This is a genomic window from Intrasporangium sp., assembly GCF_035280925.1.
In the GTDB taxonomy this organism is placed as follows: Bacteria; Actinomycetota; Actinomycetes; order Actinomycetales; family Dermatophilaceae; genus Intrasporangium.
The window spans coordinates 1-20,941 of sequence record NZ_DATEEY010000224.1 but is presented as its reverse complement, the minus strand read 5'-3'; the positions used below and the strand labels follow the sequence as shown (position 1 = coordinate 20,941).

Genomic DNA, 20,941 nt, shown 5'->3' with positions numbered 1-20,941 from the left:
ACCCGCCCGCATCACGCCCGGGAGTATGAGTTTCGTACTCCGGGCGTGTTGTGCGGTCGTGGGCGTGGCACGCTGTGGCTGTCGTCCGGAGGACACGAGGAGTGGGACATGAGCCGTCAGCTGGTGCCTCCAGTAGTGACCGAAGGCGAGGCGCTGACGGAGCTGCGACTGGAGGTCCGGGCCTTCCTCTCGGAGCAGATCGCCGCCGGTTGCTTCACCCCGCACGTCGACACCTGGCTGACGCGGTGGGACCGCGCCTTCACGCAGGAGCTCGCCCGCCGGGGCTGGCTCGGCATGGTCATCCCGAAGGAGTACGGCGGACCGGGGCGCACCCACGTCGAGCGGTTCGTCGTGACGGAGGAGCTGCTCGTCGTCGGCGCGCCGGTCGCGGCGCACTGGTTCGCCGAGCGCCAGGTCGGACCGTCGCTGCTCGCCTACGGCACCGAGGAGCAGAAGCGGGCCTTCCTGCCCAGGATCAGCCGCGGCGAGGTCGTCTTCGGGATCGGCATGAGCGAGGCGGACTCCGGCTCCGACCTGGCGAGCGTCCGCACCCGCGCGGAGCAGGTCGATGGCGGGTGGCGGCTCACGGGCACCAAGGTGTGGACGTCCGGAGCCCACGAGGCCGACGCCTTCTTCGCTCTCGCCCGCTCGGCACCGCTCGACCCGGCCCACCGGCACGCGGGCCTGAGCCAGTTCATCGTCGACCTGCACGCGCCGGGCGTGGACATCCGCCCGATCGTCTCCATGGGCGGGGACCACCACTTCGACGAGGTCCACCTCGATGGCGTCCTCATCCCGGACGACCGCGTGCTCGGCAGCATCGGTGCCGGCTGGAAGCAGGTCACGTCGGAGCTCGGCTTCGAGCGCAGCGGGCCGGAGCGGTTCCTGTCGACCTTCCAGCTGCTGGCCGCAGCAGCGGAGGCCATGATGCACGGCGGGCTGCCCCTGGACCACGGGCTGGGCCGCCAGGTCGCGCGGGTGGCTGCCCTGCACCAGATGTCGTTGGCCGTATCGTCCGCGCTCGAGGCCCACGCGCGCGCGGATCTCGGCGCAGCCGTCGTCAAGGTGCTCGGGACGACGACGGAGGGTGACATCGCCGACTACGTGGACCTGCTCACCGCGAGCGGCTGGATCGAGGACGAGGAGCTCTACGCCCTCCTGCACGGCGCCATCCTCCAACGGCCCGGCTTCACCCTGCGGGGCGGCACCAACGAGATCCTGCGAGGCGTGATCGCTCGCGGGCTGGGACTGCGCGGATGACGAGCGAGCAGCCCGACGTGACATTGGTGCGCAGGGCAGCCGCCGACGCGGATCTCGTGACCATGCTCACCGACCTGTTCACCGACTACCGGTCCGAGCGGCCAACCCCCACGGAGCAGGTCACCTTCGACGCCCGCCTCTGGGCCGACCTGGAGGCGCTCGGGCTGACCCGCCTCACCGCCTCGGAGGAGAGCGGGGGCAGCGGCGCCTCCTGGATCGAGGGTGCCGCCCTGCTCGGCCTGGCAGCGGCCGCGGCCGCCCCCGTGCCGCTCGCCGAGCACGGCTTCCTCGCGGCGTGGCTTCTCGAGGAGGCGGCGCTCCCCAACGACGGCGCACTGCGGACCGTGTGCCGCCCCGATCCTTCCGGACACGCGCTCAACGTCACCTTCGGCCGGGACGCTGCATCCGTGGTGGCGCTCTGGGAGGACGGGAGGACCTGGCGGGTGGCCGACGTGCCCACCGACCACCTGGACATCACGCCGGGGCGCAACCTCGCCGGCGAGCCCTGCGACGGCGTGCAGTTCGACCTGACGGACCTCGAGTCCGCCCCAGTCATCGACGACTCGGTGGGCCAGCAGTTCCACATCCGTGGTGCACTGGCGCGCTCTGCGCAGGTGTGCGGCGCCATGGAGCGCGTCCTCGAGCTCGCTCTCAGACATGCCCAGCACCGTGAGCAGTTCGGCCGACCCATCGGCACGTTCCAGGCGGTCCAGCACCTCGTGGCCGACATCGCCACGGAGTCCTCCCTCGCCCGCGCCGCCACGGACGCTGCGGTGGCCCGTGCTGCGGCCTCGAGCTGGGAGGACCCCGGCATGCTCTTCACGGTCGGCGTCGCGAAGTCCTGCGTCGGTCATGCCGCCTCGGTGGTCGTTCGCAACGCCCACCAGGTGCTCGGTGCCATCGGCACGACGCAGGAGCATGAGCTGCAGGTCCTCACCAGGCCGATCCTCGTGCGCCGCAGCGAGTACGGCTCGGTGCACGAGTGGGACGAGACCCTGGCCGAGCTCGCCGCCCACGCCGGACGCGACCGCCTCTGGCCGCTCATCCTCTCGGGGCGCCGCTGAACCGAGCTCGCGCCACCCACGGAACCGACACAGACCCAGCCCCGAGGAGTCCCATGACAGACGTCGCCTATGCCGTCGCTGACGCAGTCGCCACCATCACGCTCAATGCTCCCGACCGGCGAAACGCCCTCTCGGTCGAGATGTCACGCGAGCTCGTCGACGCGGCCCGGACCGCCGAGTCCGATGCGGCCGTCGGCGCCATCGTCGTCACCGGCGGCCAGCACTTCTGCGCCGGCGCGGTCCGCGCGGTGCTGGCCGACACCGGACTCGACCCCGTCGAGGACGAGGCCTACCGCAACCTCGAGACCGTCTACGGTGCCTTCACGACGATCGGCGACGTGGGCCTGCCGACCATCGCGGCAGTACGTGGGGCGGCGGTCGGTGCGGGTCTCAACCTCGCCCTCGCCACGGACCTGCGCATCGTCTCGCGCACGGCGAGGCTCCTGCCCGGTTTCGCCCAGATCGGCATCCACCCCGGCGGCGGCCACTTCACGCTCCTGAACCGGGTGGCGGGGAGGGAGGCCGCCGCGGCGATGGGCCTCTTCGGCGAGGAGGTCAGCGGCGAGCGGGCTGTCGAGCTCCGCCTCGCCTGGGCGGCCCACGACGACGAACACGTCGAGCGCGAGGCGCACGCGCTGGCGGCTCGCGTGGCCACGGACCCCGAGCTCGCCCGGCGGCTCATCCGCAGCTTCCGGCGCGAGACCGTGCCCGGCGGAGTCGCCTGGGACGTCGCCGTGGAGCTCGAGCGATCGCCGCAGATGTGGTCGCTCCGGCGCAAGCACGGTCCGTCGACGGGGCGGGCCTCGGAGCGGGCCTCGGAGCGGGTCGCTCCCGACCCCGAGCCCTAGCTGGACCGAGCCGACGAGGTGGCGCCGGCCCGGGCGTGCGACGATGGCTCGGGCCACGAGCCGACCACCCACCCAGCCCGCCACCCGACACAGGACCCGTATTGCTCTCGTCGTACCGACCGCTGTTCGAGGTGCCGGGGGCACGCACCTTCATCATCGGGGGCATGACCGCGCGCTCGGCCGGGGCGATGTTCGCCGTCGCCACCGTGGCGATGGTCGCGTCACGCCGCGGCTCCTACGAGCTCGCCGGGGCGGTCATGGCGACCGGCCTCATCGCCCTGGCCGTCGCGGCCCCGATCACCGGGCGGCTGGTCGACCGCTACGGGCAGCGGCGGGTCGCCGTGCCGTTCTTCATCTGGTCCGGCTTCTGGGCGGCCGTGACGATGATCGCGTCCTGGCAAGGCTGGCCGGCGTGGATCCTGTTCATCACCTTCCCGCTCTGCGCCGTCATCCCCAACCTCGGCACCATGGCACGGGCCAGGTGGTCGCACATCTTCGCCCACGAGCCGCGCAAGCTGCACACGGCGATGTCCTTCGAGCAGGTCATGGAGGAGGTCACGTTCGTCATCGGGCCGGTCCTCGCGATCTGGCTGTCCACGTCGGTCTTCCCCGAGGCCGGCTTCCTCTTCGCGACGATCTGCTACGCGATCGGCGTGCTCGTCTTCGTCTCGGCGCGCTCGACGGAGCCGCCGGTCGTGCCGCACCACGAGCGGCCGCACGGCCCTGCACACCACAACCCCGGGATCCTCCCGCTCGCGTTCATCATGGTGATGACCGGCGTGATCTTCGGTGTCAACGAGGTCGTCACCCTGGCCGTGGCGGAGGACGCCGGGCACAGCAACGCCGCAGGTGGGATCCTGGCCCTCTTCGCCACCGGCTCGGCCCTCTCGGGCCTCGTCTTCGGGCAGGTGTCGCACGGGCGGAACCTGCCCAAGCTCCTCATCGCAGGCACCTTCGGGATGATGGTGCTCGAGGCGCCGGTCCTGTTCGCGGGTAACCTCTGGGTCCTTGCCGCCGTGATGTTCGTGGCGGGCATCGCGACCGCGCCCACGCTCATCACCACGATGAACCTCATCGAGCGCATCGTGCCGAGGGCGCAGATCAACGAGGGCATGACCATCGTGCTCACCGGGCTCATCATCGGGATCGCGGTCGGCTCGGCCGTCTCGGGGGCCGTCATCGACCGGGTCGGCGCGCGCCACGGTTACTGGGTGGCCGTCCTCGCCGGCGCATCCGCCTTCCTCATGGCGCTCGGCACGCGCGCCTTCCTCGCCAGGCGCGAGATGGCCAACCTTCGGTAGGCCCGGCCGCCCTCAGCGTGCACGTGCGGCGGGTGCCGGCTCAGCGGCATACGGCTGCAGTATGCCGCTCAGCTCGCTCCCGCGCGCCCGCTGCGCGGGTGCCACCTGCCTCCGACCAGCGGGCACGAACCGCGTCGAGACGTGCGAGGATGGCGAACGTGAACGACGTCCCCACCGACGACGCGACCCGCGACACCTTCGTCCGCCTCTCCGGGCTGATCTACGCCGACGCCGGCGAGGCCGCGATCTACCAGTCGATCGTCGACTCGGCATGCCGCCTCGTCGACGGGTGCGAGCGGTCCTCGCTCATGCTTCGTCAACGGGGCCAGTACCTCACCGCTGCGGCGACCGACGACATCGCGGCGAGGGTGGACGAGATCGAGAGGGAGGTCAGGGAGGGACCGTGCCTCGACGCGATCATGGACGAGGCGTACCAGCACGACACCGACCTGACGTCCGGCACGAGCCCGTGGCCCCGGTTCACTGAGCGCGTCGTCAAGGAGACTCCGGTGCGGTCGGCCATCGGCTACCGGCTCATGCTCGACGGCGGCAAGGTCGGTGCGCTCAACATCTTCTCCGACGAGGCGGGCCGCCTGACCGAGCGGTCGGCCGACCAGGGCGCCGTGCTCGCTGCGTTCGCGTCCGTGGCGCTCATGGCGCTGCGAGCGCGGGAGGAGGCGGCGACGCTGCGTCTCGGGCTGCAGAGCAACCGCGAGATCGGCAAGGCGGTCGGCCTGCTCATGGCAGCCCACCGCGTCGACGCGGACGGGGCGTTCGAGCTGTTGCGGAGCACCTCACAGGACCTCAACATGAAGCTCAGCCACGTGGCCGAGCAGGTGGTGCGCGGGCAGGAGAGCCAGTACGGCGGGAAGGCGCCTCGAGACCGGAACTGACCAGCGCGGTCCGTCGGCGACCGCAGTCTGCGACGCCCTCGTCAGCTCGGGACTCAGCTGGGAAGACTGTTGCCTGCCCGCGGGGCACCCGCCGAGCCGCGCGACGGCGAGAGTAGGTCCAGCGCGTCGAGCACCCGGCGTGCCGTGTCCCTGTCACCGGTGATGGTGCAGTGGATGTCGTCCGTCGTCCGGCGGCCGGCGGCACGACGGGTCAGTGCCTCGGTCGTCAGCTGGATGGTCGTGACGTCGAGCGGCTCCTCACCCTCCGGGCGGTCCTGCCCGCTGAAGAGCTCCTCACCCTGCGGTTGCCCGTGTTCGTCCTCGACGACTCGCGCGCCGCCCCTCGCCAGGACCGGCCCGGTGACGTCGAGGAGGATGCCATGACCGGGCTGGATGCCGGCATCGCGCACGGCGATGAGCGGCAGGGCGTCGATGATGGCGGACGTGAACACGGCCGCGGCCGGTGAGTCGAGGTCGCCCGGACGGTCGAGCGCCGTGCGGAGGTCCTGCTCGTGCACCCACGTGTCCGTGATCTGCGCCCGGAGCTGGTCACCGAACGTGGTGTGGTCACCGAAGAACCCTGCGATCTCCGACTCCAGGACCAGGTCGAGGCCTCGGAGCTGCGACATCCGGTGCTGGTGGAAGTCTGCGAGCTCGGATACGACGCTCCGGCCGGTCCACTGTCTGCGGGCCGCGACCTCCACGTCGACGATGCGGTCGAACTGGCCGCGGACGTCGCTGGGGTTCGGTGGGTTGAGCGGCTCCCGCGGCAGCGCCGCGAAGGCCTTCTCCGTGGCCACGACGTGGACGAAGTGGTCCTTGACGGTCCATCCGGGATTCTCGGTCGGCTTGTCGAAGTCCTCCTCGCGACAGGCCCAGCCCAGGTCGACGATGGCCTGGACCACCTGCTCGAAGGCGTCGAGCAAGCCGCCAAGGTCGTCGGGTGCGGCCGGGTGCAGAGGCATGCCCCCAGAGTACTTACGCTTGAGCCATGCCCTCGCCCGCCCGCCACGTCGCCGCTGTCCGGTCCCCGGGTCCCTGGGCCGTGGCGCTCGTCGTACTCGCCGGGCTGGGTGCCAGCGTGCTCGCGGCCGGCTTCAGCGGGGCAGTCGCCGCCCCGATGGGCGGGCTCAGTGACGCCGGCCCCGTGGTGCGCTGGGCACTGCCGCTCGTCCGAGTCGTGCACGACGTCGCAGCGGCGCTCACGGTGGGCACCCTCGTGCTGGCGGCCACCATGATCCCCGGGGCGACCCGACAGGCGTCGGTGGCCCTCGAGGAGCCGCGCCGGGCCGCGGCCTTGAGGGTGGCCACCGCGTCGGCCTTCGTCTGGGCGGTCGCCGGGGTCGTCGTCGTCCTCTTCACGTTTGCTGATGCGTCGGGGCTTTCTCTCGACCATCCCTTGTTTGCCCGAGAGCTGCTGGCCTCGGTGTGGGCGATCGACACGCTGCGGATCGGGCTCATCTCGGCGATGGCCGCCTTCGTCGTGGCCTCCGGAGCAGCGGTCGCCAGGGCGAGGTCGGTCGCCGTGGCGCTCTCGGTCGTCGCCCTTCTCGGCATCGCCGTGCTCGGTCTGGCTGGGCACGCGGGCGGTTCCGCCGACCACGAGACGGCGGTCAACGCGATGGCGGGCCATCTGCTGAGCGCGACGTTGTGGACCGGGGGACTGCTCGGTCTCATCGTCCTACGGCCCCGTCTCGGCGACGCCCTTCCGGTGCTCGTCCGCCGCTACTCCGCGGTCGCCCTGTGGGCGTTCATCGGGCTGGGCACCTCCGGAGCGCTGGCCGCGTCCACGCGCTTCGCCAGGGTCGCCGACCTCACGACGTCCTACGGGATCCTCGTCGTCCTCAAGGCTGCTGCGCTCGTGCTGCTCGGCTTCGCCGGATGGTGGCACCGGAGGAGCACCATCGACGCGCTCGAACGCCGGGGAGCCAGCGGGTCAGCGACGGGCAGGCCGTTCCTGCGCCTTGCCGTCGGGGAGGTGGTCCTCATGGGACTGGCGTTCGGCCTGGCGACGGCCCTGGCCCGGACCGCGCCGCCGGTGCCAGAGACGCTGCCGAACCCCAGCCCGGCCCTCGCGCTCACCGACTTCCCCGAGCCGCCTGCGCCGACGGCGCTGTCCTGGGTCACGGCCTGGCGGGTCGACTGGCTCTTCCTCGCGGTGGCGTTGCTGGCCATCGGGCTCTACGTCGCCGGAGTCGTGCGGCTCGCGCGCCGTGGGGACCGCTGGCCCGTGCTCCGGACGGTCAACTGGGTCCTCGGCTGGCTGGTCTTCATCTGGGCGACGGGCGGCGTGCTCGGCATCTACGGAAGGGTTGCCTTCTCCTGGCACATGACGCTGCACATGATCGAGGCGATGGTGGTCCCGATCCTCCTCGTCCTCGGGGCACCCGTCACCCTGGCCCTCCGAACCCTGCGTCCACGCGCCGACGGCACCCTCGGACCCCGCGAGCTGCTGCTCGGGCTCATCCACTCGCCCTACCTCAAGGTCGTCGGCAACCCCATCTTCGCCGCGGCCTTCTTCTTCATGAGCCTCGTCGCCTTCTACTGGACGGGTCTGTTCGAGCTGGCGCTGACGACACACACCGGGCACCTCGTCATGACGGCCCATTTCCTCGTGGCCGGGTACCTCTTCGCGTGGGTGCTCGTCGGGGTCGACCCCGGACCGCCGAAGTGGAGTCCCGCGCTCCGGCTCATCGTCCTCTTCGCCACGATCGCGTTCCACGCCTTCTTCGGGGTGTCCATCATGAGCGGGAACACCCTGTTGGCCCCGGACTTCTTCACCACCATCAACGTGTCGTGGATCGACGATCCCCTGGCGGACCAGCGGAACGGCGGCGCCATCGCCTGGGCCATCGGGGAGCTTCCCGCCGTCCTGCTGGCGTTGCTCGTGGCCACCCAGTGGTTCCGCGCCGACAAGGCGGAGGGCCGGCGCCGCGACCGGCGAGCGGACCGCGATGGCGATGCGGAGCTGGCCGCCTACAACGAGCACCTGGCCCAACTCGCCCAGCGCGACCGCACCAACCAGCCCTGACGGGGAACGGGCGTGCTGCGCTGTGCACCTTCGACCGAGGCGAAGCGGGCACCTGGTGCCCACGGGAGCGGAACGGAGCTCAGCGGCATACGGCCAACTGTTTTGGTGTTCAACTACTACGAAGCGTAGGATTGAGCGCAAGAGGAGTGAGATGGCCAGGACACCGCAGCCGAAGTGCCCGATCAGGGTCGGCGAACCGTGCAGCCTGTGCTTTCCCGGCGCCGAAGGCCCACACGACTGTGGGCTGGTCTACCTCGTGCAGTCGGACCCAGAGTGGCGCGAGCAGCTCGCCGCGAAGCGTCGTGAGCTCCGGTCCCCGCAGTTCACCGCGAGCTGACCGGCCGTCTCACGACCGCACCCGGTGTGTGAGAGTTGGGGCATGAAGGTAGCCGTCATCCAGCTCGCCTACGGTGACGACGAGAGTGTCGCCGACCGCACCGCGCGGGTCGTCGACCTCGTCCGCGCCCAGAAGGGACATGACCTCGTCGTCCTCCCGGAGCTGTGGCCGGCAGGCGGGTTCGACTACGCCAGCTGGGACGCCCGGGCCGAGCCCGTCGACGGGCCGGTGGCCCAGGCGCTCGCGGGCGCCGCGAAGGCTGCCGGCGTGACCCTGCACGGCGGCAGCATCGTGGAACGGGGCGAACCGACGAGTCCCGACGGCCACGGCGTGTGGAACACCTCCCTCGTCTTCTCACCGGCCGGGGAGCTCGTCGCCACGTACCGGAAGATCCACCGGTTCGGGTTCGGCGAGGGTGAACCACGGCTCATGGATCCCGGTGGTGAGCTCGTCGTCATCGACGTTCCGGTGGACGCCGGAGACTCCGCCGGGTCCACGCCCACGGTCGCGACGGTCCCCGTCGGGCTCTCGACCTGCTACGACCTGCGCTTCCCCGAGCTCTACCGGGCCCTGGTCGACCGGGGTGCCCAGGTCTTCGTCGTCCCCGCCGCGTGGCCGGCGAGGCGCGTCGCTCACTGGACGGTCCTGGGCCAGGCCCGCGCCATCGAGAACCAGGGCGTCGTCATCCAGTGCAACACCGCCGGAACGCATGCGGGCCATGAGATGGGTGGGCGCTCGCAGGTGGTCGACGCGACCGGCACTGTCCTCGCGACCGCGGGCCTCCATGAGGAGGTGCTCAGTGTCGAGGTCGACATCGACGCGACCCAGCGGTGGCGGCAGGCCTTCCCGGCGTTGGCCGACCGGCGGCTGCGGTGACCCCCGCGCCGGCTGCCCGGGCGCGCGTCAAGGTCCGGGCCCCTGAGCTGGTCGGGCGCGGTTGGCTCAACACCGGAGGCAAGGCGTACTCGATCGCGGACTTCCGGGGCCGCGTTCTCGTGCTCGACTTCTGGACCTTCTGCTGCGTCAACTGCCTCCATGTCCTCGACGAGCTGAGGCCGGTCGAGGATCAGTACCCCGCTGAGCTGACGGTCGTCGGCGTCCACTCACCGAAGTTCGAGCACGAGGCGGATCCGGAAGCCCTCGCGGCGGCGGTCGAGCGGTACGCCGTCCACCACCCCGTCCTCGACGACCCGGAGCTCGTGACGTGGCGCGCCTACGCGGCACGCGCGTGGCCGACACTGGTCGTCGTCGACCCGGAGGGATACGTCGTGGCATCGATGTCGGGGGAGGGTCACGGCCCGGGTCTCGCCTCGCTCGTCGGCGAGCTGATCGAGGAGCACGCGGCGAAGGGCACGCTCCAGCCCGGCGACGACCCGTACGTGCCGCCGCCTCCTGCTGACACCGCGCTCCGTTTTCCCGGCAAGGCCGTCGTCATGGAGGACGGGTCGTTCATCGTCTCCGACACGTCGAACCAGCGGGTCGTGCACCTCGAGGCGGACCTCGAGACCGAGCGCGCGCGGTGGGGCGATCGCAGCAGCTTCAACGAGCCGCAGGGCCTGCTGCTCGCGTCGCCGGGCCTGCGCGACGGGCTCGGCGTCGACCTGCTCGTCGCGGACTCGGTGAACCACCAGCTCAAGGGGATCCGCTTCTCCGACGGCAGCATCCACGTTCTCGCGGGAACCGGCCGACAGCTGCGCGAACGCACCGGCGGCGGTCCGGCCCTGAACCAGGACCTGTCGACCCCGTGGGACCTGGCCTGGCTGGACGACCGCGTGCTCATCGCCATGGCGGGCACCCACCAGCTGTGGGCCTGGACACCGGGGGACGCCATCGAGCAGGGCGTGGTCGAGGTGGTGGGCGGCACGACCAACGAGGGGCTCCGCGACGGCGACGCCCACGAGGCGTGGTTCGCCCAACCCTCGGGGCTGTGTACCTCCGCCGACGGTGCCCGCGTGTGGGTCGCCGACTCCGAGACGTCGGCCCTGCGCGCCATCACACGTGGCGACGACGGTACGTTCACCGTCGAGACCCACGTCGGGACGGGCCTGTTCGACTTCGGCCACCGCGACGGGCCGGCCGAGCAGGCACTGCTCCAGCACCCCCTCGGCGTCACCGAGCTGCCCGACGGGTCGGTTGCCATCAGCGACACCTACAACGGGGCGATCCGCCGCTACGACCCTGCGCGCGGGGAGGTGTCGACACTCGCCAAAGGTCTCGCCGAGCCGAGCGATGCGGTGGTCGAGCGCGATCCGGATACGGGCGAGACCCGCCTCGTCGTCGTCGAGTCCGCTGCCCACCGGCTGACTCGCGTTGCCCTGCCGCAGGACGCCCAGCGCGTCGACGGCCCGGCCCGCCGGACCCAACGACCCCCGACCGAGCTCGCTCCCGGTCCGGTCGATCTCGAGGTGACGTTCGTTCCGCCCAAGGGACAGAAGCTCGACAACCGCTGGGGCGAGCCCACGATGCTGGACGTGTCCGCCTCACCCGAGGGGCTCCTGCTCGACGGAGGCGGCAGGGCACCCGGGCTGCGTCGGACGATCACGGTCGCGAGCGGCATACGGCAGGGCACGCTTCACGTCTCGGTGCGGGCGGCGGCGTGTGACGGTGACCCTGACACGGGCGAGGTGCCAGAGCACGCGGCCTGCCATCTGTTCCAACAGGATTGGGGCATCCCACTCACCCTCGTCGAGGGGGCGCCCGGCACCCTGACGCTCGACCTTCGAGGCACCTGACGTGCGCTCCCTGGCCTCCGGGCTCGCGGGCCTGCTCGCGGTCGTGCTGCTGCCCGTCGCGCTGCTCGTCGCGTGGGTGTCCTCCGTCGGAACCGACACCGACCGTCTCGTCGCCGAGATGCGGCCGGTCGCCTCGTCTCCGGAGGTGCGGGACGCCCTGACGGACCGCACCATCGCCGGCGTGCAGGCGCAGCTGAACCTGCCTGACCGCGTCGCCCAGCAGCTCGAGCCGCCGCTGCGCGAGCTCGTCGGCACCGTGCTCGCGTCACCCGAAGTCGAGCGTGCCTGGGCGTCGGGCGTGCGCACCGCCCATGCTGAGCTCGTCGCGGTCATGGAGGGCGAACAGCCGGCCAGGGTGGACTCGACCGGGCGGGTCGTCATGCCGCTCACCATCGAGCTCACCGGGCTGGACCAGCTGCTCAGCCGCTTCGGCGTCGCGGGGGATGTCACGGTGGCGCCGCAGATCCAGATCCCACTCTTTTCGGCCGACGACCTCGCCACGGCGCGACGGACCTACGCCGTGGGCTCAGTCGCTGGGCCGGCCGCGCCCTGGGTCATCGTCGGCCTTGGCGCCGTCTCGATCGTGCTGGCACGCCGACGGGTCCGGGCTCTTGGGCTGCTGGGGCTCGGCGGCATCGTGGCCAGCGTCGCCTTCGCGGCCGCCCTGGTGTTCGGCCGGGACGAAGCCGCCGACGTCGTCCGCGACCCGATCGGCTCAGCCGTTGTGACCTCTGCGTACGGCCTCGCGGAGGGCGGCCTCATGGCGGAGACGCGCATCGCGCTCCTCGTCTCGGTCGGTTTGCTCCTGATTGCCCTGATTGTCGGACTCGGGCGTGTGATCCTCGGTCGTCGCGGGTAAGTGCTGCCCCGAGGCGGGCAGGTGGCCCGCCACGGAAGGCACGGAGAAGGAGACGACATGGGCATCGGACTCGGAGTCACCTTGTTGGTTCTCGGGGCGATCCTGACGTTCACCGGGCTCGACGAGAGCATCTTCAACACCGACCTCGACACCGTCGGCATCATCCTCATGATCGGCGGCGCCCTGGCCCTGATCATGGGCGTCATCCAGAACGCTCAGCGCCAGCGGCACACCACGGTCACCGAGCGCCGCGGAGGCCCTGACGTGGTCGAGCGGCGCGACGACGCCTACTGATCCACCTCGACGTCCAGGGCGGGCCGAGCGCGATGACTCACGCGCTCGGCCCGCCTTCGTCGTCCCATTGGTGCGTGACGACTCATCGCGTGCGGGCTCGCAGGCAGTGTCCTCCTCGCCACCCACCGATCGAGTGAACACCTTTCGGGCCCCCAAACCGATCGAGTGAACACCTTTCGGGGCCCCCAAACTGATCGAGTGAACGGCTTTCGGGCCAAGGCCCCGAAAGCCGTTCACTCGATCGAATGGGCTGGGCGGTGTGGGATCAGGCGAGCTTGCGTTGGTAGGCCGGGCAGAGCTCGACGATGCGGAAGCCGAGCGCCTCGTTGATGCTGACCATCCACGAGTTCGTGCCGTCGTTGCCGGTGATGACCCGTTGGCGCTGGGGGTGGTCCACCTGCAACCGACCGAGGTTCTCGAGCTTGACCGCCATGCCGAGGCGACGGCCCCGGTGCTCGCGGTGCACATAGGTGCCCCACTGCCAGACCGTCGACGGAGCGCCAACGGGGAGCACGAGATCGGTGTAGGCGACGACCTCGCCAGTGTCGTTCATCGCCACCGTCGTGAGGCGCTGCCGGCCCATCTCCCGTTCGACGTCGAGGTACTCCTGGTACCGCGCGGGGTTGACCGACTCGGGCTCGAACTCGATGTCCCCAGTCGGTGCGTCGACGATGAGCTGGTTCATGACCTCGCAGAGGGACTCGCGCAGTGGCTCCGGCACGCCGTTGACGTGGGTCTCGAGGCGGTAGTCGCCCTCCCATCGCGGCCGGGTGTCGGAATCGAGACGGCTCAGGTGATCGTCGGCGACGGGGAGGTCGAGGTGGCGCATGACCTCGGTGTTGTTGAGCGAGTAGCCATGTCGCTCGATGAAGCGCCGGTAGCCGTGGTCCGGCTCGTCGACGGGGACCATGATCTCGGTGAGCAGGCAGGCGCGGCCGGCGTCCTGGGCCCGCTCGGCCATCCGGTCCATCAGCGCCGAGCCATGGCCGCGTCGACGATGCTCGGGGTGCACGTGGAGGTCGAACCACGCCATTGACGTGTTGTCCTCCATGGGCAGGAACAAGGTCGCGACCCCGGCGACGTCACCGCCGTCCTCGGCGACCCAGATCTCCTTGGGCTCGGCCTTGTCCTCGTGACGCCAGTCGATGGCGACCTCGGTGAACGACGACGGTTCGAACCACGGGCGACCGAAGACCCGGCTGGCGGCGAGTGCCTCGTACGCCCGCCTTGTCCGGTCGTCGTCGTGGACGTCGAGCTGCATGGTGCGCATACCGAAACGGTAGGGACCCGTCGGTCCGTGGTGCCACCGAGTTTTCTCGGCCACCGACGCAACACACCCGCAAACACGAAGCCCACCCCCCAGACTTCAGGGGTGAGCTCCGCGGTTTCGGGTGTGTCGTGGACAGGTGGGCTCAGAAGGCGGACTCGGGCACGTCCATCAGGTCGTTGTCGGTGGCCTCGGCGATGGCGCGCTCCGCCGCGAGCTTCGGCAGGACGTTCTTGGCGAAGAACGACGCTGCCGCGACCTTGCCCCGATAGAAGTCCGCGTCCTTGCCCGCGCCCGCGTCGAGCGCCGCCTGCGCGACGGCGGCCTGGCGCAGCAGGAGCCAGCCGACGACGAGGTCACCGGCCGCGAGGAGCAGGCGCGTGCTGTTCTGGCCGACCTTGTAGAGGTTCGTGACCTCGCCACCCACCCGCGGGTCGCTCTTCATCAGGTCGTTGATCATGTGACCCACGATGGCCTGCACGTCCTCGAGGGCCTTGCCGAGCAGCTCCCGCTCGGTGTCGAGGGAGCCGCCGAGGTCCTTCGCGAACTCCTGGATCTGCCCGGCGACGTGCTGCAGGGCCTGGCCCTTGTCGCGGACGATCTTGCGGAAGAAGAAGTCGAGGCCCTGGATCGCGGTCGTGCCCTCGTAGAGGGTGTCGATCTTGGCGTCGCGGACGTACTGCTCGATCGGGTAGTCCTGCAGGAATCCCGACCCGCCGAACGTCTGCAGCGACTCCGTGCCGAGGAGCACCCAGGCCCGCTCGGAGCCGAGGCCCTTGACGATGGGCAGGAGCAGGTCGCTCACCCGACTCGCGAGCTCCGCGTCCGAGCCCTTCTCGACCTCCTTGGTCCGGTCCCCGCCCTGCGCCTGTGCGACCGTGTCGAGCTGCGTGGCGGTGTAGAGGACGAGCGCCCGCAGCCCCTCGGCGTAGGACTTCTGCAGCATGAGGGAGCGGCGCACGTCCGGGTGGTGCGTGATCGTGACCCGGGGCGCGGTCTTGTCCGTCATCTGGGTCAGGTCGGCACCCTGGACGCGCTGCTTGGCGTACTCGAGGGCGTTGAGGTAGCCGGTCGAGAGCGTCGCGATCGCCTTGGTGCCGACGAACATTCGCGCATTCTCGATGATGTGGAACATCTGCGCGATGCCGTCGTGGACGTCGCCGAGGAGGGTGCCGACTGCCGGCGCCTGCTCACCGAAGGTCACCTCGCACGTCGTGCTCACCTTCAGCCCCATCTTGTGCTCGACGTTGGTGACGTAGGCGCCGTTGCGTTCGCCGAGCTCACCGGTCTCGAGGACGACGTGGAACTTCGGCACGATGAAGAGGGAGAGCCCCTTGGTGCCCGGGCCGGCGCCCTCGGGGCGCGCGAGCACGAAGTGGACGACGTTGTCGACGAGGTCCGACTCGCCCGACGTGATGAACCGCTTGACGCCCTCGATGTGCCACGTGCCGTCCGGCTGCTGAATGGCCCTGGTCCGGCCCGCGCCGACGTCGGAGCCGGCGTCCGGCTCGGTCAGGACCATCGTCGTGTGCCAGGCGTTGTCGACGATGTGCTTGGCGAGCATCTTCTGGTCGTCGGTACCGAGGTGGTAGAGGAGGCTGGCGAACGAGTAGCTCGCCGTGTACATGTGGATTGCCGGGTTGGCCCCGCAGATCATCTCCGCGGTGGCCCACCGAAGCGACGGCGGGATGACCATGCCGCCGAGCTCGACTGGCACGTCGAGGTTGCCCCACTCCGCGTCGACGTAGGCGCGGAACGACCTGCGGAACGACTCGGGCATCGTCACCGAGTGGGTGGCCGGGTCGTAGACCGGCGGGTTGCGGTCGGAGTCGAGCAGGCTCTCGGCGAGCTCATTCTCGGCGAGTCGGGAGATCTCGCGGAGGATGTCCTTCGCGGCGTCGACGTCGACGTCGGCGTAGAGGCCCTGACCGAGGATGTCCTGGCGCCCGAAGACCTCGAACAGGTTGAACTCAAGGTCTCGTACGTTGCTCTTGTAGTGGCCCATGGGGTCCTCCGCTGCTCGTCTGTGAAAGGTGCCGCCCTGCCGGCGCAGGCCAAGTTACTGGCGGGTCACTTCCATGATGCTACCGAGCAGTAACGAATGCAAGACATGGGCCGTATGCCGCTGGGCTGGCTCCCGATCGCAGGCGAACTCGAGTGGGCGGCGGAGGCTCAGGCGTCGGCGACGAGGGAGCCCACCCACTCGCTGAGCTCGGCTGCGGTCTCCGGCGTGATTTCGTGGCCTCCGGGGTCCCGTCGGGTATGCGCGGTGGCCCGCGAGTCCCCGGTGACGTACACCCAGGTCCGGTCCAGCAGTTGCCGGGGGATCACGACGTCCTGGTCGCCCTGGGCCACGAAAAGGCTGACGCCCTCGAGGCGGCCCGGCGTCACGGGAAGCCCCGCGTCGAAGGGGAGCGTCCCATAGAGGATCGCCGCGCCGCGGAAGCGCCCGGGGTCGGCCAGCACCAGTCCGCCGGCGAAGGCGGCTCCGCCACTGAATCCGACGAGTACCACGGGTCGCCCATCGGGCGCCACCTCGTCGAGCCAGCCCCGGAACCACGCCATCGTGTCCGCCAACGACTCGGCAACGGGCCGCCCGATACCACGGTTGGCAAACCAGGCGTACCCGCCACCCTCGGCGATCGGCGCTCGTACTGCTGCGTAGGCGGGGCCCTCAGGCAGGTGGTCGGCCATCGTCAGGATGGACTGCTCGTCGGCACCACGCCCGTGCAGCAGGACGACGAGCGGCGCGGCGGGGTCCTCGGACCCGCACCACGCCACCTGTGCCGTCGCGAAGCGTGTCGTCACTGGGCCTCCGTCGGCCCGACGAGCTTCCAACCGCTCTGCCAGATCCAGCCCTTCGTCGCGTTGAGCGAGATGTTGAGGAACGCCATCTCCTCGAGGGAGCGGGCCATGCGCAGGCCGCCGGCGTCGATGACCCGGTAGCCGAGCGACTTCGCCAGCTCGCCGGCCTTGGCCTTGGCGTCCGGGTCGTCGCCCGCGACGAAGGCGTCGAGCGGCTGCTCGCCCTCGAAGGGATTGCCGTGCCGGCCGGCGAAGATGGTGTTGAACGCCTTGACGACCTTCGCGTTCGGGACCTTGGCCTGCAGCTCCTCCGCGGAGGAACGGCCGGTCGTGAAGAGGTCGTCGAAGGTCTCGTTGATCGGGTTGGTCGAGTCGACGACGACCTTGCCGTCGAGGGCACCGCCCAGCTCGTCCGCAATGCCGCTGACCGCCAGGCCGGGCACGGCGAGCACGACGATCTCTGCGTCACGGACCGCGTCCGCATTGCTGTCGGCCGCCTTGGCGCCCACCTTGTCGGCGGTCTCACGGGCGCTCTCGGCCTCCGAGGCGGAGAGGGTGATGTCGTGGCCGGCCTTCGTGGCGGCGGCCGCAAGGGCGGATCCGACGTTGCCGGAGCCGATGATGGCGATGCGCATGTGCACTCCTAGAGGTGGTTGAGTGCTCAACTATTCTCTACGCTGTCTGTCATGTCAATAGTTGCATGTTAAACTACCTGTATGGACACGCACATCGACCACGACCTGGTCTCGACCTTCGGCCTGCTCATGGAGGCGTACAACTCCGTGGAGAAGCAGCTCGGCGCCTCCCTCGAGGAGCAGGTCGGTGTGCCGCACAACTGGTTCGAGGTCATGCTGCGGATCTCCCGCGCGGCCGAGGGCCTGGCTCCGATGGGCTCGCTCGCCGACCAGGTTGCGCTCACCGGTGGCGGCGTCACCCGGATGATGGACCGCATGGTCGCCGCTGGACTCGTCGAGCGCGTACCGTGTGCCAGCGACCGCCGCGTCGTCTACGCGGGACTGACGCCAGAGGGGCACGCTGTACTCGACAAGGCCGTGTCGATCCATGACGACAACCTGCGCCGCATGCTTGGCGACTTCACCGAGAGCGAGCTCCTCGAGCTCGACGAGCTGCTCCGACGCCTCCGGAGCGCGCGGCTCGTCGCCTGAGCGCCCACCCACGACAAAGGTTTCGTATGCCGCTGAGCCGGCCCAGCGGCATACGGCCGGCTTGCGGGGGTGGCCGGGAACGACGACGGGCCCGGTCGGCTGACCGGGCCCGACGCGCTGGAGCGGGCGGCAAGAATCGCACTCACGTCTCCTCCCTGGAAGGGAGGTGTTCTGCTACTGAACTACACCCGCGGGGTGCGGGTCGATGCTAGCGGAGACGGGATCGGAGACCGAATCGGGCTCGCCGAACTCGTCGTGCGGGTCGTCGAGGTCCCTGGTGCCCATCGGGATGAAGCCGAGACGCTTGAGCAGGCGTGGGCCGGGCTCCGCCCAGATCGGCCAACCGCCCTTCGGCTCCTTGGCGGCGATCTGCGCGTAGAGCGCCTTGGTCATCTCGACGGTGACGTCGCCGTAGAAGCCGTCGGCGATCTGGGACTCCTTGAGGCGGTTCCTCGTGAGAATCTTCGTGCGGTTCGCCGCCGCGAGACGTTTCCACACGACGGCCTGGTAGCGCTTGACGTCGCCGTTCCTCCGGCCCTGCTTGAGGTTGGCGACGGCGATCGTGGGCTGGGGCGGGGGAGGCTTGATGCCGTGCTTCGAGGCGCGGTACTGCTTCCATGTCTGGCGCAGGTAGGTCCGGTCGCCATCGTCGGGGTCGTCGCCTGCGAGGCCGTTCTCGCCGGCGTACCACTCGCGCAGCTGCGCCTTGGCCTCCGGAGACAGGTGGCGGCAGTCCTTGAGGATCATGTGCAGGTGCGAGGCCCACTTCTCTCGAAGCCACCTCTTGCGGGTCGGCGACCACCACGTCGGCTCCCGGATGTCGGCGTAGAAGCCGATCTGACGGGCCAGCCCTTCGAGCCGGAGCTTCTGCTGGGCGTTGAGACGGCCCAGGCCGAGGTCGACGTGGCCACCGCCGGATCCCGTTCCCGCAGAGGCAGTCTTGCCAACCTGGTAGGAGCCGAAGCCCTTGATCGGGGAAACCAGGACGTCCCTGCCGGATGAGCGGGCGAGCTCGTCCAACGGTTCCTTCAAGCAGGGACAGATCGTCACGCCACGCCACGTCGGATGAGCCACGGTGCCTCCTGAGTGTGTCACTCCATGGTGTGCCACAGGACGGGTGCCTGACAGGCGAACGCCCCGATCCGCAGACGATCGGGGCGTTCGCGCTGATACCGGCTTGGGCGGCTGGTCAGGACGTCGCGGGCTCCTCGTAGTTGTAGAGGCGCCTGGCGACGGCGTCGGAGACGGATGCCGGGCCGCCGAGGATGACGATCTTTCTCGGCTTGAGCCGCTTGAGCTCGTTGATCGTCGGCGTGACGAGCAGGTCGGTCCTGGTGAGCAGGACGGGCCCGCCGCGGTGGCCGCCGACGGGGCCGGCGGCGAGGGCGTCCGGGAAGGTGCCGCCGGTGGCGATGTAGGCGATCGGCGCGCCGGCCGCGAAGGTCGAGGCGGACGTGGCTGCGGCGACGTTGTAGCGGTCTGCGCCACCGATGCGGATGGCGCTCGGCGACAACGCCGCGGTTGCGGTTCGCAGCGCCGGGAGCTTGGCGTAGAGGTAGTCGCCGGGGCAGTCGGTGGCGTTGACGTTCCGGTGCCCGACGATGTTGTTGTACGTCGTGCCGTCGACGACCGTCGTGCCGAGGACATCGAAGCGGTGGACATCGGCCTTCCATGCGATGAGGTTGCGCAGCGCGGTGGTGACGGCGGATGGCGGCTGGGCCGTCTCGAAGTCCCCGAGCACCGAGGCGCCGAACATGCTCGAGTTGACGCCAGAGGCATGGGCACCGACAACGGCCTTGTCCATACCGCCATAGCGGCCCTCCCAGATGTGGCCGAACCTGTCGACGAGGAAGTTGTAGCCGATGTCGCGCCAGCCGTGGCCGTTGACGTGGTACTCGTAGATGCCCTGGATGATGCCGGGCACCTGTCCCTCGCTGTAGCTGTTGGACCCCGCCGTGTGGTGGACCACCGCAGCGTCGACGACGCCGTAGTCCGGCTCAGACGGGTCTCGGACCGACTCGTCGGCTCCCCATTGCGCCCGCGTGTAGATGGTGGGCTTGGCAACCGCGGTGGCCCCCGCAGCGGTGAGCTCGCTGGTGGCCTGGGTGGTCGACTCAGCCGTGGTCGCCGATGCGATCGGGGTGGCGCTCGAGGCGATCGACGTGCCGGGCTCGACAACCATGAGCTCAGCATCGACGGGGCTCGAGTCCTCCTCGGTGATGAGGCGGACCTGGATCTCATCCGCGTCCGTGATGACGAGCGGCGCCGAGCCCTCACGGGCACCGCCTGTCCTGGCGGCGGCTTCCTTCGCCTCGGCGGCATCCGGCGCGTGGTCACCCTCCGCATCGAGGAACTCCCACTCGGACCAGGTGCCCGCCTCGATGGTGCGGTACTGCACCGTGCCGCCCGGTGCCGAGCCCACGTCCCACGTGACCCCGACGACCGCGAGCTCCGGCAGATCGACCGCCCCAGTCGCCGAGGCGACTTCGACCGCCAGGCCTCGCGCGTGCTCCCTCGCCTCGGCGGCGTCGAGACGGCTCAGCGAGCCGACGCTCCCGGCCTGGTTGACTGGCGCGAGGTCGTGGGTCGTCGTCGTCGCCGGTCCCGGACGGCCCATCGTCATCGTGTTGCCGCCTGTATCGGGCCGCGCGGATGCCTGCCAGGCAGGCATCGCCAGGGCCGGTAGTAACAGGGCAGCAGCTGCGGAGGCGAGCACGGGGTTGATGGCACGTTTCGTGGCGGGCGTCATGGGGCACCTTGCGATTCGGGAGAAAATGGGCACAGATCGACTCCTGCCCCACCAATCAACGGTACCGCCGCCACGAGCTGTTGTCAGGTGGGCCGCGGCCGAGTGGCCCAGCGGTTCAGTACGACGTCCTGCAGACGACCGTGGTGTCGCCGCCGCCAACGGCGCTCGCACGCTGGACGACCTCGCCACGGACGCGCACCGAGCACTTGATCATCGAGCTGCCGTCCCCGGTGGTCGCAGAGATCAACACGGTGCCGTGGTCCGCGGGGCCGGTTCCCGACCAGGACCGGCCCACATTGGTCTTCGTCACCATGTCGCCGTCCTCGTCGAGGAAC

Annotated in this window: 20 protein-coding genes and 1 tRNA gene; 12 read left to right on the top strand and 9 right to left on the bottom strand. The window is 70.2% G+C overall.

What is annotated here, in order from left to right:
• The first annotated feature begins 108 nt into the window (after positions 1–108).
• The 5 genes from VJN29_RS20085 to VJN29_RS20065 all read left to right on the top strand — a co-directional run bounded on the left by VJN29_RS20085 (position 109) and on the right by VJN29_RS20065 (position 5,366).
• Positions 109–1,260, top strand: coding sequence for an acyl-CoA dehydrogenase family protein (locus VJN29_RS20085; RefSeq protein WP_324145417.1), 1,152 nt, complete (start codon positions 109–111; stop codon positions 1,258–1,260).
• The gene (locus tag VJN29_RS20080) at positions 1,257–2,324 is read left to right on the top strand and encodes an acyl-CoA dehydrogenase family protein (protein WP_324145416.1); all 1,068 of its coding nucleotides are present in this window, start codon (positions 1,257–1,259) and stop codon (positions 2,322–2,324) included. The genes VJN29_RS20085 and VJN29_RS20080 overlap by 4 nt, the downstream gene beginning before the upstream one ends.
• Positions 2,325–2,377: 53 nt before the next feature.
• Positions 2,378–3,172: an enoyl-CoA hydratase-related protein gene (locus VJN29_RS20075; protein ID WP_324145415.1), complete on the top strand. Its 795-nt coding sequence runs from the start codon at positions 2,378–2,380 to the stop codon at positions 3,170–3,172.
• Between the two features lie 164 nt (positions 3,173–3,336).
• Positions 3,337–4,473, top strand: coding sequence for an MFS transporter (locus VJN29_RS20070; protein WP_324145414.1), 1,137 nt, complete (start codon positions 3,337–3,339; stop codon positions 4,471–4,473).
• Between the two features lie 158 nt (positions 4,474–4,631).
• Positions 4,632–5,366 (top strand): GAF and ANTAR domain-containing protein, encoded by a 735-nt coding sequence (locus VJN29_RS20065; protein ID WP_324145413.1) that lies wholly within the window; start codon positions 4,632–4,634, stop codon positions 5,364–5,366.
• A gap of 53 nt (positions 5,367–5,419) precedes the next feature.
• On the opposite strand, the gene VJN29_RS20060 is transcribed toward VJN29_RS20065, so the two are convergent.
• Positions 5,420–6,331: a maleylpyruvate isomerase family mycothiol-dependent enzyme gene (locus tag VJN29_RS20060; protein WP_324145412.1), complete on the bottom strand. Its 912-nt coding sequence runs from the start codon at positions 6,329–6,331 to the stop codon at positions 5,420–5,422.
• 26 nt (positions 6,332–6,357) lie between these two features.
• Here VJN29_RS20060 and VJN29_RS20055 point away from each other — a divergent pair, with 26 nt between their 5' ends.
• The 6 genes from VJN29_RS20055 (at position 6,358) to VJN29_RS20030 (ending at position 12,619) form a co-directional block, all read left to right on the top strand.
• Entirely contained in the window at positions 6,358–8,397 is a 2,040-nt protein-coding gene (locus tag VJN29_RS20055; protein ID WP_324145411.1) for a bifunctional copper resistance protein CopD/cytochrome c oxidase assembly protein, read from the top strand.
• Positions 8,398–8,548: 151 nt separating this feature from the next.
• On the top strand, positions 8,549–8,734 hold the full coding sequence (locus VJN29_RS20050; RefSeq protein WP_324145410.1) for a DUF6767 domain-containing protein: 186 nt from the start codon (positions 8,549–8,551) through the stop codon (positions 8,732–8,734).
• A gap of 42 nt (positions 8,735–8,776) precedes the next feature.
• Complete coding sequence (locus VJN29_RS20045; RefSeq protein WP_324145409.1) at positions 8,777–9,610, top strand: carbon-nitrogen family hydrolase; 834 nt, start codon at positions 8,777–8,779, stop codon at positions 9,608–9,610.
• Positions 9,607–11,466, top strand: a complete 1,860-nt coding sequence (locus VJN29_RS20040) for an NHL domain-containing thioredoxin family protein (RefSeq protein WP_324145408.1) — start codon at positions 9,607–9,609, stop codon at positions 11,464–11,466. Before VJN29_RS20045 ends, VJN29_RS20040 begins: the two co-directional genes overlap by 4 nt.
• Position 11,467: 1 nt before the next feature.
• Entirely contained in the window at positions 11,468–12,325 is an 858-nt protein-coding gene (locus tag VJN29_RS20035) for a hypothetical protein (RefSeq protein ID WP_324145407.1), read from the top strand.
• Between the two features lie 57 nt (positions 12,326–12,382).
• Positions 12,383–12,619, top strand: coding sequence for a DUF6458 family protein (locus VJN29_RS20030; RefSeq protein WP_324145406.1), 237 nt, complete (start codon positions 12,383–12,385; stop codon positions 12,617–12,619).
• A gap of 265 nt (positions 12,620–12,884) precedes the next feature.
• Here VJN29_RS20030 and VJN29_RS20025 read toward each other — a convergent pair whose 3' ends face one another.
• From VJN29_RS20025 to VJN29_RS20010, 4 genes are all read right to left on the bottom strand, one after another.
• Complete coding sequence (locus VJN29_RS20025; protein ID WP_324145405.1) at positions 12,885–13,889, bottom strand: GNAT family N-acetyltransferase; 1,005 nt, start codon at positions 13,887–13,889, stop codon at positions 12,885–12,887.
• Between the two features lie 142 nt (positions 13,890–14,031).
• Entirely contained in the window at positions 14,032–15,891 is a 1,860-nt protein-coding gene (locus tag VJN29_RS20020) for an acyl-CoA dehydrogenase (RefSeq protein WP_324145404.1), read from the bottom strand.
• Between the two features lie 167 nt (positions 15,892–16,058).
• Entirely contained in the window at positions 16,059–16,694 is a 636-nt protein-coding gene (locus VJN29_RS20015) for a serine esterase (protein ID WP_324145403.1), read from the bottom strand.
• On the bottom strand, positions 16,691–17,326 hold the full coding sequence (locus VJN29_RS20010) for an NADPH-dependent F420 reductase (RefSeq protein ID WP_324145402.1): 636 nt from the start codon (positions 17,324–17,326) through the stop codon (positions 16,691–16,693). Before VJN29_RS20010 ends, VJN29_RS20015 begins: the two co-directional genes overlap by 4 nt.
• 81 nt (positions 17,327–17,407) lie before the next feature.
• Between VJN29_RS20010 and VJN29_RS20005 the strand changes: the two genes are divergently transcribed.
• The gene (locus VJN29_RS20005) at positions 17,408–17,857 is read left to right on the top strand and encodes a MarR family winged helix-turn-helix transcriptional regulator (RefSeq protein ID WP_324145401.1); all 450 of its coding nucleotides are present in this window, start codon (positions 17,408–17,410) and stop codon (positions 17,855–17,857) included.
• Between the two features lie 118 nt (positions 17,858–17,975).
• Here VJN29_RS20005 and VJN29_RS20000 read toward each other — a convergent pair.
• From VJN29_RS20000 to VJN29_RS19985, 4 genes are all read right to left on the bottom strand, one after another.
• Positions 17,976–18,049 (bottom strand) — tRNA-Gly (locus tag VJN29_RS20000).
• Positions 18,032–18,889, bottom strand: coding sequence for a hypothetical protein (locus VJN29_RS19995; protein WP_324145400.1), 858 nt, complete (start codon positions 18,887–18,889; stop codon positions 18,032–18,034). Before VJN29_RS19995 ends, VJN29_RS20000 begins: the two co-directional genes overlap by 18 nt.
• A 157-nt stretch (positions 18,890–19,046) precedes the next feature.
• Positions 19,047–20,606 (bottom strand): cell wall-binding repeat-containing protein, encoded by a 1,560-nt coding sequence (locus VJN29_RS19990; RefSeq protein ID WP_324145399.1) that lies wholly within the window; start codon positions 20,604–20,606, stop codon positions 19,047–19,049.
• Between the two features lie 115 nt (positions 20,607–20,721).
• The coding region (locus VJN29_RS19985; protein WP_324145398.1) for a hypothetical protein at positions 20,722–20,941 on the bottom strand (220 nt) is incomplete at its 5' end.

Bases quoted from the DNA above. Each gene is read 5' to 3' on its own strand.
- VJN29_RS20085 (WP_324145417.1), top strand. From the start codon at position 109: ATGAGCCGTCAGCTGGTGCCTCCAGTAGTGACCGAAGGCGAGGCGCTG.
- VJN29_RS20080 (WP_324145416.1), top strand. From the start codon at position 1,257: ATGACGAGCGAGCAGCCCGACGTGACATTGGTGCGCAGGGCAGCCGCC.
- VJN29_RS20075 (WP_324145415.1), top strand. From the start codon at position 2,378: ATGACAGACGTCGCCTATGCCGTCGCTGACGCAGTCGCCACCATCACG.
- VJN29_RS20070 (WP_324145414.1), top strand. From the start codon at position 3,337: ATGACCGCGCGCTCGGCCGGGGCGATGTTCGCCGTCGCCACCGTGGCG.
- VJN29_RS20060 (WP_324145412.1), bottom strand. From the start codon at position 6,331: ATGCCTCTGCACCCGGCCGCACCCGACGACCTTGGCGGCTTGCTCGAC.
- VJN29_RS20055 (WP_324145411.1), top strand. From the start codon at position 6,358: ATGCCCTCGCCCGCCCGCCACGTCGCCGCTGTCCGGTCCCCGGGTCCC.
- VJN29_RS20050 (WP_324145410.1), top strand. From the start codon at position 8,549: ATGGCCAGGACACCGCAGCCGAAGTGCCCGATCAGGGTCGGCGAACCG.
- VJN29_RS20045 (WP_324145409.1), top strand. From the start codon at position 8,777: ATGAAGGTAGCCGTCATCCAGCTCGCCTACGGTGACGACGAGAGTGTC.
- VJN29_RS20030 (WP_324145406.1), top strand. From the start codon at position 12,383: ATGGGCATCGGACTCGGAGTCACCTTGTTGGTTCTCGGGGCGATCCTG.
- VJN29_RS20025 (WP_324145405.1), bottom strand. From the start codon at position 13,889: ATGCGCACCATGCAGCTCGACGTCCACGACGACGACCGGACAAGGCGG.
- VJN29_RS20020 (WP_324145404.1), bottom strand. From the start codon at position 15,891: ATGGGCCACTACAAGAGCAACGTACGAGACCTTGAGTTCAACCTGTTC.
- VJN29_RS20010 (WP_324145402.1), bottom strand. From the start codon at position 17,326: ATGCGCATCGCCATCATCGGCTCCGGCAACGTCGGATCCGCCCTTGCG.
- VJN29_RS20005 (WP_324145401.1), top strand. From the start codon at position 17,408: ATGGACACGCACATCGACCACGACCTGGTCTCGACCTTCGGCCTGCTC.
- VJN29_RS19990 (WP_324145399.1), bottom strand. From the start codon at position 20,606: ATGACGCCCGCCACGAAACGTGCCATCAACCCCGTGCTCGCCTCCGCA.